Source organism: Ruegeria sp. N11 (genome assembly GCF_056531525.1).
In genome coordinates, this window is the sequence record NZ_JBQFLX010000011.1 from 115,198 (window position 1) to 128,578 (window position 13,381).

The following is a 13,381-nucleotide window of genomic DNA, read 5'->3' on the forward strand; positions in this document are numbered from 1 at the left end:
GCCCCCGACCCTTCAAAGAAAAATCATGACGAGACCGTCACATAAACCCTAGTGCCGCCTACGCACGCTTTTCGGCCGATCAGGAAGGGCGAGATGGCTATCGTTGCGTTGCTTTCTGGAAACCACATTTCCCTTTGAGATCACCACCAACCGATCAGGTCTCAGGCGGACAGCTTCAATGGGGTCCCCGGCGTCCAGAACCAACAGCGAGGCCATGGCGCCCTCGTAAAGGCCATAGTCTTCAAGTCCGAGGATTGCAGCATTTTCAACCGTAACCATGTCAAAACACCGCCTCATATCTTCTGGAGACGACATCTGAGCGACGTGCAACCCCATGAAAGCAACGTCAAGCATGTCTGCGGTTCCCAGCGAATACCAGGGGTCGCGCACACAATCCTGTCCCCAGCCAACTCGGATACCTTTAGCCTGCATTTCCTTCACCCGGGTCAGCCCGCGCCGTTTCGGGAAAGTGTCGTGCCGACCCTGAAGCATAATGTTGATCAGTGGGTTCGGAATGGCGCTGATTTCGGCCTCGGCGATCAGAGGAAGCAGCTTTGAGACATAGTAGTTGTCCATGGAATGCATTGAGGTCAGGTGAGACCCTGCCACCCGCCCCTGCAATCCCAGTCGCGTCGTTTCATAAGCCAATGTTTCGATATGCCGAGAATTAGGATCGTCGGTTTCGTCACAATGCATGTCGACCGGCAGGTCCCGTTCAGCGGCGATTTCGCACAGGATACGGACCGAGTCAGCACCATCCGCCATGGTCCTCTCAAAATGTGGGATACCGCCGACGACATCGACCCCCATGTCGAGCGCCCGCAATGTATTGGCATGGGCAGTGGGGTCACGCAGCAGACCGTCTTGCGGAAAGGCGACAAGCTGAAGATCCAGGTAAGGCCGAACGACTTCGCGCACATGCAACATCGCCTCGACGCCCTTCAGGCTGTCATCGCAGGTGTCCACATGGCTCCGGATCGCAAGCAGGCCCATAGAGACCGCCCAGTCGCAGTATGAAAGCGCACGGTCGACCATTTCATCGGCCGTAGTCACCTGCTTGAGTTCGCCCCAAAGGCCGATCCCCTCCAGCAGCGTGCCCGATGCGTTTATTCGAGGGATGCCATAGCTAAGCGTTGCATCCAAATGAAAATGGGGGTCGACAAAGGGCGGCGAGACCAGGTCGCCGGTCGCGTCGATGATTGTACCAGCCTCGGCACCGTCCAACTGCCCCATTGCCGTGATACGGTCGCCTGTTATTCCGATATCGGCGACGTTTCCGTCGGGCAGGTTCCCGCCCTTCACAAGAATATCGAAGCTTGCCATCAGCGTTCTCCGCGGTTGTAGGGTATCATCAGCGCCGCTGGCACTTCGGCACGACGCGACATCAGGATCAATGCCAGGATCGACAGGATGTAAGGGATCATCAAGAAGATCTGGTAGGGAACGAGGGCCCCCAGCCCCGTCTGCTGCAGGCGGATTTGCAGGGCATCGAAGGCAGCGAAAAGTAGCGCACCCAACAATGCCTTGCCTGGCCGCCAAGCACCGAAAACCACCAATGCGATACAGATCCAGCCGCGCCCGTTGACCATCTCGAAGAAAAAGCTGTCAAAAGCCGACATGGTGAGGAACGCCCCCCCGACAGCCATCAGACCAGACCCCATGATGACCGCCCCCATTCTAAGCGCGGTAACGGAAAGGCCCTGAGCCTCTACTGCAGACGGGTTTTCTCCGGCTGCCCGCAGGGCCAGCCCCAGCGGCGTCCGGTACAGTACGAAGGCAGTTACGCCAACGATAACAAAGGCCAGATAGGTTAACGGGGTTTGGTTGAACAGCGCCTGCCCCAGAACGGGTATCTTCGACAGTACCGGAACCTCAAATGGTTGAAAGGGTGTTATCCGCGGGGGGCTTGAGACTTCCGGCAGGGCCAGGCGATACGCATAATAGGCGGCTGATGTCGCCAGAAGCGTAATCCCAAGCCCCACGACATGCTGCGACAACCCAAAGGGCACTGTGAGCGTCGCATGCAAAAGCCCGAAAAGCATACCTGCCAGCATCGCAATGAAAACACCGGTCCACAGTCCGGTACCGGCATAGACCGCCATCCAACCGGCAAAGGCGCCGGCCACCATGTTTCCTTCGATCCCGAGGTTCAGAACCCCCGCGCGTTCGCAGATCAACTCTCCCATCGTCGCAAAGATCAACGGAGAAGCAATGCGCACAGCAGCTGCCCAAAAACTGGCAGAGAGGAGGATATCGAAGATCTCCATCAGCCCCTCACGATCCTGAACCGCGTCAGCAAGATGGCGAGGACCATGAACAAAAGTGCGGTCGCCAATAGAAGGTCTGCGATATAGGTGGGAACGCTCGCGGCGCGGCTCATACCGTCGGCACCGACGAATACGCCCGCTACGAAAATCGCCGAAAGAACGACGCCAAGAGGGTGAAGTAGCGCAAGCATGGCGACGATAATGCCTGTGTAGCCAAAGCCCGGACTCAGATCCAGCGTAAGGGACCCCTTGAGCCCCGCGACTTCCGAAAACCCCGCCAAAGCCGCGAGTCCGCCCGAAAGAAACGCGGTCTTCAAGAGCACAAGATTTACTGGGATACCCGCGAAACGGGCAGCCGTCGGGTTCTGACCCACAGCCCGGATTTCGTAGCCAAGCGTGGTGCGGGTCTCAATCACCCAGACGACCACGGCACAGATCAGAGCAAGCGCAAAGCCCCAGTGCAGACGAAGTCCTTCGACAATCCGAGGAAGGCGCGCTTCTGCATCCAGCCTGGGCGATTTCGGCCACCCCATCCCCATGGGATCCTTGAGCGGTCCCTCCAGCAGAAGCGAGATGAAAAGAAGCACGATGAAGTTGAGCAGCAGAGTCGTCACCACTTCATCAACGCCGAAACGCGTCTTGAGAATGACCGGGCCCAGCAGCATCAGCGCCCCTCCCAGCATCGAGGCGAGACCGACCAATATCAGTGGTTGCGGCCCCGGCAGGCCCAACGCCGACGTCCCGAAGAGGACTGTAACAAGCGCGCCAATGTAAAGCTGTGCTTCCGCCCCGATGTTCCACAGCTTTGCGCGAAAGGCGACGGCTACCGCCAGACCTGTGAAGATCAAAGGTGTTGCCCGGTTCAGGGTCTCAAGCGCGGCGAACTTCGAACCTGCGGCTCCTTTCAGTATCAGTCCCAACGTGGCGAAAGGATTGGCCCCTGCAAGTAGAACGAGAAAAGATACCACAACGATCGAAAGCCCCAGTGCCACCGCTGGAAATCCCACGGATCGGGCGAGGGACGGTTTGGCAATCGGTTCAAGCCGCACGTTCAAACCCCTCCCCGGCCATCCACCGCCCAAGCTCGGCGGGGGTTATCGTTCCACGGGGGAACTCAGGCGAGAGCCGGCCGTCGGACATCACCCGGATCACATCCGCAAGCCCCATGATTTCGTCCAAGTCTTCCGAGATCAGCAGGATCGACGCGCCCGCATCTCTGGCTGCTATCAGACGCTCCTGAACGTAGGTTACGGCCCCAATATCAAGCCCTCTCACGGGCTGGTTGGCGAGGATGATTTCCGGATCGGATTCAAGAACCCGCCCGAGGATGAGTTTCTGCATATTGCCGCCCGAAAGCAGACGAATTCGCGTATCCGGACCGGGACAACGCACATCGTATCGCGCGATCACCTTCTGCGCGAAGGCTTGTGCCGCGGCCCAGCGCATCCAACCTGCTCGGCTGATCCCCGGGTTCCTGTAGCTTTCAAGGATGGCATTTTCGGTCAACGAGAAATCTGCAATGCTGCCAGTGCTGTGGCGGTCCTCGGGAATGCGCCCGATCCGGGCCGCAAGGGACGCGCGAGGTGACCAAGCAGGCGCCTTTTCCTGACCAAGCCACATCTCTCCGCTCTCTGGCCTGGCCTCGCCCGACAGCAAATCGGCCAGTGCGCCCTGCCCGTTTCCGGACACACCGGCAAGGCCCATTATCTGGCCTGCACGCAGATCCAGATCGATGTTTCGAAGGCCGGTTCGGTGCCCAGGCGGATGCGCAGAGACACCGCGCAAGCTTAGAAGAACGGCACCGGGCTTGGCCTCGGATGGAACGGGTTGGGTAATCTCTTCCCCGACCATAAGCTCAGCAAGGGCATGAGGTGTCGTTTCGTCTGTACGCGTTTCCCCGACCAGCTTGCCATGGCGCAGCACAAGAACCCGGTCCGAGATTGCCATAACCTCGTGCAGCTTATGGGAAATAAAGATGACGGAAAGGCCCTGATCGACGGCGCGGCGCAGCGTCTCGAACAGCGCGTCAGCTTCCTGTGGTGTCAGCACCGCTGTCGGCTCATCCAAAATCAAGATGCGGGCATCGCGATACAGTGCCTTCAGGATTTCCACGCGCTGCCGCTCGCCGACCGACAACTGCCCTGTCTTGGCCGATGGGTCGACGGCCAGCCCGAATTCTTCGGCCAGTTTCATCACGCGTGACTGCGCCTTATGGCGGCCACGGCCCAACGACCAAAGGGAAGAAGTGCCCAGAAGGATATTTTCGAGAACAGTAAGGTTATTGGCAAGCGTGAAATGCTGGTGCACCATGCCGACACCGGCCCGCAGCGCTGCACCGGTTGCACCGGCAGGCAAGACTTGACCAAACACCTCTACGGTTCCTTCGTCCGCAGTATAGTGCCCGAACAGGATGTTCATAAGCGTTGTCTTGCCAGCGCCGTTCTCACCAAGAAGCGCGATGACCTCGCCCCGGTGAAGCGTCACGTCAACCGAGTCATTGGCCGTTAAATTGCCAAATCGCTTGGTGATGCCATTGAGGCGCAGGACAACCTCCTGCGCCGAACTATCGTTGGACATCAGGAGGACACAGGCTCTGAATCGTCCACTTCCACAACATAAGTACCCGCCCGAATTGCAGCCTCTCGTTCAGCAACAAGCGCCATCGCATCGGCAGGCACCTTGCCTTCGAATGTGCCCAGAGGCGCGAGCGAGCAGCCGCCTTCCTTCATGTAGGAATAAAGCCCGTAATTGGCCGCCGTAAAGCTGCCGTCGGCGACCGCCGCAAGAGCCGCTTGCATCGTAGGCTCAAAATGCCAGAGCGCCGAGGCAACCACCGTATCCGGATAGTCCGCCTGAGTGTCGATGACATTGCCGATTGCCAGAACGCCGCGCTCCTGCGCCGCGTCGGAAACACCGAAGCGTTCGGCATACATAACGTCTGCACCGTTTTCGATCATCGCAAAAGCCGTCTCTTTCGCTTTGGGCGGATCGAACCACGAGCCAATGAACGAAACCTGGAAGGTCGCGTCGGGTTTCATTTCGCGCACGCCAGCCATGAACGCGTGCATGAGCCGATTGACCTCTGGTATCGGGAAACCGCCAACCATTCCGATATTGCCAGACTCGCTCATGGCGCCGGCGATGATACCGGTAAGATAGGCAGCGTCCTGAATATAGTTGTCGAAAACGGCCAGATTGGGATGGGCCGGATCTTCAAGGAAAGACGAACCCAACAGGAACGCGGTATCGGGGTAATCCAGAACCACCTCCCGTGCTTCTGCCTCGACCCCGAAAATCTCGCCCACGATCAGCTTGGCGCCGCCTTCGGCGTATTCCCGCATGACCCGGGTATAGTCGGTATTGGCCGTGTTCTCGGTAAAGGCATAAGTTATCTGGCCCGCATCTTTCGCCGCTTCCGCCGCAATGTGGATGCGGCTGACCCATTGCTGTTCAACTGGAACGGTGTAAATGCCCGCAACGCTCAAAGGCTCTTGCGCAATGAGGCGTTTGGGAAATGTCGCGAGGCTGGCTGCGGCGCTCGCGCCCAAAAGCAGGCTCCGACGATCAATTCCAGAGTAAAGCAGTTCGGCGCGTTTCATGACATATTCCCCCTATCGACCTTGTTGTCAGCCGACAGTAGCAAGAACGCCGTGTAACGCAAAGAAAACGTGCCGAATATTGGGCGAATGATCTCGGCACTGGACTTGCGGTACGCAAATGCGCTGGGTTTGAACACAAATAGAAGCTGTGAAAGACACCCGCCCTCCGCAGATCAAGGCCTTCAGAAAAGGCCCTGCTGACTATCCGTCTTTTTCGTAGACAATGAATGGCGTTCGTTTTGCCACTTTGTCGTATAGCATTCGGCCCTTGTAGTTGAACTCCTGAGTGGTCCAATAAGTTGTTGGAACACCATGCTGCTTTGCGGTTTGAAAAACGGCCTCGATCAGAGCACGGCCGACACCCTTTCCACGGACCTCGGGGTCTGCAAACAGATCCATCAGATAGCAGGTATCCTCGACCGACCACATAAACCTGTGAAACAGGTAATGTGCCAATCCAACCGGTTGTCCGTCCAGTTCAGCAATGAGGCAGTTGTATTCACCTGTATCTGTCGACAACAGCCTGCTGAAAGAAATCTCGTAGACATCTTCCGGGACCGAGGTCTCGTAGAACTCCAGATAGGCAGTCCACAAGCGGCGCCACTCTTCCTTGTCTTTCGCCTCCAGTGGACGGGTAACCAGACCTTTCGGCATGACAGACTTCTCCTGCATTCTAAGATGTTTATCGAGGTGACCGCACCGAGCGATCAAATGAGTTGTTGCCCGACATCGACACGATCGTGTTTTAGCGGGACGTCCACATCCACGTAACTATCCAATTCCTGGGCGTATCTATGCCCGGCATAGACTGCCGCCGCGATAATAGCTGGTGCATCGCAATCGCCAATACGGCGGAGGCTGAATGGCAATTCCGCAGCTTTCGTCAGACTGCTCAGTTCCCGATACAAGCCATCATTTGGTTTCCGGGCTGTCACCATCACAATGTTGGCAACGGGCAAGGTCTTACCTGATCCGCCGTAGAGACAATCCAAATGCGCCATTTCGCCATCGAATTGTCTCAGCGTCTTTGACGGCATGATCTCGATCCCCAGGCGAAGCAAATGCGTTCGGATGCGCCAACGCTCGGACGTTTTTCCAGCCCAATCAGCCACACTGTCGGACGGTGTGACAAACGTTACGGCGTGACCTTGCGCCTTAATTTTTTCGGCAATGACGCTGGCCATGTAGTAGCCATCACTGTCAAAAACGAGAGTAGGCCCGTCGGGAATCTTTCCATCCATGATGTCATCGGGGGTGTATACGCGGTTCAAGGCGGCTCCTTCCGCGACCGGGACGAAACGTTCCTCATCATGGTAATCATTTCGCCAGGTCGCGCCGGTGGCGATTGCAACGTGGTCAGCCTCAACTGCGAAGATGTCGTCAGCCGTCAGCGGGCTTTCCCGGTAGATTTCAACATTGGGCATTTCGATCAATTGCTGCTCGCGATAGTCCCTGACGCGAATGTACTCGCTCATGCCCGGAAGTGCCGCTTCGCGCACAACCCGACCGCCTATTTCACGAGAAGCCTCTGCCAGCAGGACATCATACCCACGCGCCCCAAGCGCCCGCGCGGCTTCAAGCCCGGCAGCCCCTGCCCCGACAATCAGAACGCGTGCATCTGAAGCTTTCTTTCGAATGATTTCGGGATGCCAGTCCTTGCGCCATTCCTCTCCCATTGTCGGGTTTTGCGTGCAACGAATTGGCACGCCAATCGTGTCGCTGGCATAGCAGACATTGCACCCGATGCATTCACGGATCGCAGACAGGCGCCCTTCTTCGATTTTCTTGGGAAGGTAAGGGTCAGCAATCGACGGGCGCGCGGCACCGATAAAATCCGTAATTCCACGCCTGACCTGCGAGACCATTGTATCGGGTGACGTGAAGCGACCCACAGTCACCACGGGCTTATCCGTCACGGACTTGACCCAATGCATGTAGGGTTCAAGAGCTGCCTCTTTGGTAAAACGGGAAACGCCCATCTCGACCGAGTAATCTGCGATGTTGATATCCCACAAATCCGGAAGATCAGCGAGCATCTCGAACATCTCGCGACGCTCACCATAGATGGGCTGGCCATCCTCACCGATCTCTTCGTCTGCTGAGAAACGGACCCCCACAGCGCACCGGTCCCCAACGGCGTCCTTGGTTTCCTGAATCAGTTCACGGGTCAGGCGCACCCTGTTTTCCAGGCTGCCGCCATATTCGTCGCTGCGCGTGTTCACCCGTGGATGCAGAAAGTTCGAGATAAGGTATCCGTGCGTCGCGTAGACATAGACAATGTCAAAGCCCGCGTCTCGGGCCCGCAAGGCGGCCTTGCGGTGCCACCGGCGCAAATCCCGGATGTCCTGCTTGTCCATCGCGCGGGTTTGATAGGGATGCCCTTTAACGTTGGGCCGGCTGTCGACGTCCATGCTCGGTAATCGGGAAAACAGGTTGTTCGAGTTGGCGCCTCCGTACCATAGCTCAGCACCCGCAAGGCTGCCATATTCGTGCACCGCGTCCGTCATCAAAGCGTGCGCCCGAACATCGCTGTCGTCCCAAAGGGACGCGTAAGGATGCGGCAGGTCGTCAGATGATGGATGGATCGAGTTGTATTCCGTACATATGACCCCCCATCCACCTTGCGCTTTCACCTTGCGCATGGCCGCAAGGGTACGAGGGTATTGCCAGCCCATGCCTGTGCAGTGCGGAACCTGATAGAACCGGTTTGGCGCAGTGACTGGTCCGATTTGTACTGGTTCGAAAAGGATGTCGTAGCGAGAATCCCTACTCATTCGTGTGCCTTTTGTTTGCTGCGCAGTGCGCAGGCCCGTTTTTTCTGTAAAACCGGAAATTTGACCCGCACTGTCTCAACTGCCGCTCTTGAACTCTGGCATTCGAAAATGATCCGGGTAAACCTTGGACAGGAAGGCGGCGATGTGATCCCGGGCTTCGGAACGCCGAAAGTTCTCCGGGTAGGTCAAAAGCTCCAACCAGATTCCGTCGTACAGAGCCTCCAGGATATTGGCGACCTGCCTTGGCGGCATGTCGTCATACCCGCCATCCTCAGCAATTTCCGAACACAGGCGCAGCGCGATGCTGTAACGCTCCAGATCAATGTCATTGATCAGTTTGCGGTAAACTTTGCGCCGCCCCGCCTCTCCGAAAAACGCAAACCAGACGGCCAGTTTCTTCGGCGAGCAAATCCGCGGGTGAAAATGCGCATCGACGATGGCCAACAGCTTTTCAGGCGCCGACAAACCTGCATTGTCAAAAGCGTCCAACCACTGTTCATGGTGTTCCTTCGCAAGAAACAACAGCGTTTCTTCCAGCAAGTTCTGTTTGCTCTTGAAGTGGAAGTTGACGATGCCCAGCGACAAACCGGCTATCTCGGTCACGGTGGACATGGTCGTTCCACCAATTCCGTTTTGTGCGATCGAGTCGATTGTGGCGTTGATCAGCTGTTGGCGCCGCACCTCCTTGGACTCGGTACGCCGGCGCCCTGTCGGATTTGTGTTATCGCTTGGCGTCTGACTCACTCGCACACCTCCCATCTTCTCAAGTACTTCAATCTTGCCCGCACTCACTGCCAAGCCGTGCCGGCGAGAGGCTGATTGACATTCGCAAAGTTTATGCCATTGATTGAATAATCATTCAATGACGAAGATAAATGATGTGAAAACAATACGAATGTTCGCAATCATGGATCTACAGGTCCGACCAAAAGGTGAAAACCGGGTCGTGCACCATAGAAATGACACTGCGATGCAATTCTCCCAGTGGCTCAATGCGATCCTCGATGGCGGACCAAGCCGCGTCGGCCTGCATTTGATCCCTGAACTCGATCACAGCCATAAGCGAATGGTCACGCTGTTCGTCTGTATCGTAACCACTTGTAGGAATGCGTTTACACAATGGGGTCCCGTTCGTTGCCAGACCCGTCGCGACCAAATGTCCGACAAACGCGTTCCAGGCCTGTTCGAACGCGTCGAAGTCGGCGGTCGGTTTCAGTTCGAATTGGTTCAAAAGTCTAGGCATTCTTCACATACTGTCCGGAAAGGCGTCACCAGCCAAACCTATGCAATTACCCCCGCAAGGCAAGCGCGCGAGGCCAATAGATGATCCGCAACGAAAACCCCGTCATTGCAAACAGCCTGTGGTCAGCAACGGCAGCCTATTCAACCGAATACCCGCCACTCACTGGCGAGCGACAATCAGACGTGACAGTGATTGGTGCCGGATTCACTGGCCTTTCGGCAGCGCTTCACCTGGCCGAGGAAGGCATCAAAATTGTTCTGATCGACGCTCAACACCCGGGCTGGGGAGCATCTGGCCGCAACGGTGGGCAGATCAATGTAGGCCTCAAGGACGGGCCAACCGGCATCAAGGCAAGGTTTGGAGATTTCTGGGGAAACAGAATGATCCGAATGGCCGGTGACGCGGCCGATCTTGTTTTCGATTTGATCGCTCGGCACGGTATTATGTGCGATGCAAACCGCCCGGGATGGCTGCGCGCGGCGCATACGACCAAAACACTCAACGAATTGCACAAACTTGCTGAGGATTGGGACAATCACGGCGGCGGTATGGTTCAGCTTGATCAAGGCGGAATGCAGCGTCTGACCGGGACAGAAGCCTATCTGGGTGGAGTTCTGGACCGACGCAGCGGAGTTTTGCACCCACTGAACTATGCACTTGGACTGGCCGAAGCGGCCCGTCGCAATGGCGTGGAAATCTTCGGAGAAACGCCCGCCAACCGGCTCGCGACAGAGGGCCGCCGCTTTCGGGTTGAGACACCTAACGGAGCTGTCTTTTCAGACAAGGTTCTGATTTGCACAAACGCCTATTCTGGTGATCTGCATCCGCGCCTGGCGCAATCCGTCCTGCCCGTTCGGTCAGTTCAGGTGGCGACGGCGCCATTGTCCGACAATATCCGCCAAACAATTCTGCCAGAAGGCAACGCCTTGTCCGACGCAAGACGCCTTCTTTTGTACTTCAGGCAAGATGCAGGCGGCCGGTTCCTGATGGGCGGTCGCGGCACCTACCACGACAATTCCACCCTCAAACAAATTGAGCGACTAAAACGCATTTCTGTTGAACTTTTCCCTCAATTGTCCGGAGTTCAGTGGGAATATGAGTGGGGCGGGTATGTGGCGCTGACAAGGGATCACTATCCCCACCTGCATGAACTCACCCCAGGCGTAATGACAGGTCTGGGTTACAACGGTCGCGGCGTTGCCATCGCCACCGCAATGGGGCGGGTCCTGGCCCGGTGGGCGGCCGGGACCAAAGTCGATGAGCTTGAGTTTCCGGTTACCCCCCTCAAACCTTTACCTTTTTCGTTTGCCCGAGAGACCCTTGTCGAAGCAGAAATCCTGCGCCTGAAACTCCTGGACAAGTTGGGTCTTTGAGACAGAAAGTCACGTCGACTAACGATTTTTGGAGAAGAAGCGATAGGTCAATGCGATCGCGGCCAGTGAGAGGCCTGTGCCGTAGCCAACCCAAACACCGTTGGGTCCGAACCCGAGCCAAAAGCCCAATACGTAACCAAGCGGCAAAGCAACGATCCAATAGGCAAACAAGGTAATGGCAACCGGAACATGATTGTCCATCATGCCCCGAAAAGCGCCCAGCATTGTCCCTTGAACGCCATCTGCGATCTGCATCGCGGCGATCACAAGGAACATCGAAATCGCGAGGGAAACGACATTCGGATCATCTGACAAGCTGTTCGCCAAAGGAATACGGCCAACCAAAATACCCAGGATAACGACTGTCATCCAACTCACAACGACCAGAAGCGACGCTAATACAATTGGCTTCAGCCTGTCCTTATCATCGGCACCGATTGCCTGAGCCACGCGTATTGAGATTGCAATCGAGACGCCCAACGGCACCATGTAAATAACGTCGCTGACCGCAGAAACGATTTGATGTGCGGCAAGCGCGGCGGCGCTGAACCACCCAAGCATCAGGCCTGCAACGGCGTAAGCGGCCCCCTCTCCCAGGTAACCGACGGAGATGACGATCCCTTCTTTGATCTGCGCCTTGAACTCAGACCAGTCAAAACCTGCGGTCCTCAGAAGGTCCCATTTCCGTTTCCTTGCGCCCAAAATCACAAATGCCGCAATCAACGGCACCGTCTGAGACAACAGACTTGCGATCCCTGCCCCAACAAGACCCAGGCCAGGCCAGCCAGCAACACCGTGGATCAACACATAATTCGAAGGAATATTGAAACCGACCGCAAGAAACGCAAGCCCAACGCCAATCCAAGGTTGGTTCATGGCGTCAAACAGGGCTTTCAACGCATAAAAAACAGTGAATGGGACTAGAAGAAGGCTCATCGCGTTCCAGTAGCCGCCAAGCAGGCCTACTACTTCTGGGGGCTGTCCGATCCAGGAAAGAGCCGGTTTCAGGCAGATCATTACGCTCGCACCGACAACCCCGACGAGAAGAGAAACCAAAAGCCCGGCAGTTGTGGCCGAAGCAAGCCCTTCCTCGCTGGACTTGCCGAAGGCTTCCGCCATTCGCACGCCAATTGCGGACACAAAGCCATAAAGCGCAGAATAAAAGATGATCAGCACCGAGGCCGTGATCGACACTGCTGCCAGAGGAAGCGTTCCCAATGGGGCCACCATCACGGTATCCACAACGCCGATCAAAGCAGCGGCGGCAAGGGAAATGACAATTGGCAGGGCAAGTCGCGCAACATCACGCGCTTCCTGCACTATCGCAGCCCTGGGCGGCAGCGGCTGTTGTGAGATCCGCACTCGCGTCATGACATTGGGGCCTCTCAGCCGAAAGTGGCTATGGCGTTTCAGTCAGCAGGCCCGGAACCAAGCGCACGAGGCATCCCCACGCAGCTTGTTCCGCCTGTTCTCGGCTCAGGTTTTCCGGCGCAAGATGCAGGCGCTGCCAATAACCATCCGTCAACGTCTCCATCCATTCCGTCATTTGATCCGGGGAAGCAACATCATCCTCGGCCAGCAATTCTTGCCAGATCGCATACAAAGTTTCGCGCCGCCGCGCTTCAAAGTGTTCCGCAACCTCATCATAGTGCTGCTGGAATCTGAGTTCCCCCCAAAACGCATACCACAAAGGCAGGACGTTCGGACCACATGCATCAGGGTGGAAGTCCGCTTTGATGAGTGCCCTTATCTTTTCCGCTGGCTTATCCCCTGCCTGTTCCAGAGAGGTCGTCCAGTGCTCCTCATAGCGTCGGTACAAGTCGCGAAGCGCTTCGGTCAGAAGGCCTCCCTTTGATTTGAAATAAAAGGCTGCAACGCCCTGAGACAGCTCGGCTTCGGACGCGACCGTCGCAAGTGTCGTTTTCGCCAATCCATGCGCCAGTATGGAACGGCACGCCGCGTCCAGCAGCTGCCGGCGGCGGCGATCTGCGTTTTCCTTCCGCTCTTTGCGGGGGCGTTTCCGCTCTGCGTCGACCAATTGCCGCTCCTCCTACAATTACCGCCATCTACAGTGCGCGAAAAACACGCGTCAATGGTCTAAAATTTATTTGAGCGCTCAAATAAA

The 13,381-nt window shown here is 56.8% G+C and carries 12 protein-coding genes; 1 reads left to right on the top strand and 11 read right to left on the bottom strand.

Annotation, left to right across the window (positions count from 1 at the left end; genetic code table 11):
- Nucleotides 1-48: 48 nt before the first annotated feature.
- The 9 genes from ACR0J8_RS13410 to ACR0J8_RS13450 all read right to left on the bottom strand — a co-directional run bounded on the left by ACR0J8_RS13410 (nt 49) and on the right by ACR0J8_RS13450 (nt 9,883).
- Complete coding sequence (locus ACR0J8_RS13410) at nt 49-1,323, bottom strand: amidohydrolase family protein (RefSeq protein WP_480525360.1); 1,275 nt, start codon at nt 1,321-1,323, stop codon at nt 49-51.
- Complete coding sequence (locus ACR0J8_RS13415) at nt 1,323-2,267, bottom strand: ABC transporter permease (RefSeq protein ID WP_480890653.1); 945 nt, start codon at nt 2,265-2,267, stop codon at nt 1,323-1,325. Before ACR0J8_RS13415 ends, ACR0J8_RS13410 begins: the two co-directional genes overlap by 1 nt.
- Nucleotides 2,267-3,316 (bottom strand): ABC transporter permease, encoded by a 1,050-nt coding sequence (locus ACR0J8_RS13420; RefSeq protein WP_480525356.1) that lies wholly within the window; start codon nt 3,314-3,316, stop codon nt 2,267-2,269. Before ACR0J8_RS13420 ends, ACR0J8_RS13415 begins: the two co-directional genes overlap by 1 nt.
- Nucleotides 3,306-4,844, bottom strand: a complete 1,539-nt coding sequence (locus ACR0J8_RS13425; protein ID WP_480525354.1) for an ABC transporter ATP-binding protein — start codon at nt 4,842-4,844, stop codon at nt 3,306-3,308. Before ACR0J8_RS13425 ends, ACR0J8_RS13420 begins: the two co-directional genes overlap by 11 nt.
- The gene (locus ACR0J8_RS13430) at nt 4,844-5,866 is read right to left on the bottom strand and encodes a BMP family protein (RefSeq protein WP_480441254.1); all 1,023 of its coding nucleotides are present in this window, start codon (nt 5,864-5,866) and stop codon (nt 4,844-4,846) included. The genes ACR0J8_RS13425 and ACR0J8_RS13430 overlap by 1 nt, the downstream gene beginning before the upstream one ends.
- Nucleotides 5,867-6,067: 201 nt before the next feature.
- Nucleotides 6,068-6,520 carry an N-acetyltransferase family protein gene (locus ACR0J8_RS13435; RefSeq protein WP_480525351.1) on the bottom strand — a complete coding sequence of 151 codons (453 nt, stop codon included), beginning with the start codon at nt 6,518-6,520 and terminating at the stop codon, nt 6,068-6,070.
- Nucleotides 6,521-6,573: 53 nt separating this feature from the next.
- Nucleotides 6,574-8,640 carry an oxidoreductase gene (locus ACR0J8_RS13440; protein WP_480525349.1) on the bottom strand — a complete coding sequence of 689 codons (2,067 nt, stop codon included), beginning with the start codon at nt 8,638-8,640 and terminating at the stop codon, nt 6,574-6,576.
- 75 nt (nt 8,641-8,715) lie between these two features.
- Nucleotides 8,716-9,384 (bottom strand): TetR family transcriptional regulator C-terminal domain-containing protein, encoded by a 669-nt coding sequence (locus ACR0J8_RS13445; protein ID WP_480525347.1) that lies wholly within the window; start codon nt 9,382-9,384, stop codon nt 8,716-8,718.
- A 169-nt stretch (nt 9,385-9,553) separates the two neighbouring features.
- Complete coding sequence (locus tag ACR0J8_RS13450; protein WP_480525345.1) at nt 9,554-9,883, bottom strand: DUF6614 family protein; 330 nt, start codon at nt 9,881-9,883, stop codon at nt 9,554-9,556.
- A gap of 80 nt (nt 9,884-9,963) precedes the next feature.
- On the opposite strand from ACR0J8_RS13450, the gene ACR0J8_RS13455 reads away from it, so the two are divergent.
- Nucleotides 9,964-11,256 carry an NAD(P)/FAD-dependent oxidoreductase gene (locus ACR0J8_RS13455; protein ID WP_480890659.1) on the top strand — a complete coding sequence of 431 codons (1,293 nt, stop codon included), beginning with the start codon at nt 9,964-9,966 and terminating at the stop codon, nt 11,254-11,256.
- 18 nt (nt 11,257-11,274) lie between these two features.
- Here the strand turns inward: ACR0J8_RS13455 and ACR0J8_RS13460 are convergent, their stop codons facing one another.
- Both ACR0J8_RS13460 and ACR0J8_RS13465 read right to left on the bottom strand, forming a co-directional pair.
- Nucleotides 11,275-12,576, bottom strand: coding sequence for an MATE family efflux transporter (locus tag ACR0J8_RS13460; protein WP_480890662.1), 1,302 nt, complete (start codon nt 12,574-12,576; stop codon nt 11,275-11,277).
- Nucleotides 12,577-12,655: 79 nt separating this feature from the next.
- Entirely contained in the window at nt 12,656-13,294 is a 639-nt protein-coding gene (locus ACR0J8_RS13465) for a TetR family transcriptional regulator C-terminal domain-containing protein (protein ID WP_321253937.1), read from the bottom strand.
- Nucleotides 13,295-13,381 lie beyond the last annotated feature (87 nt).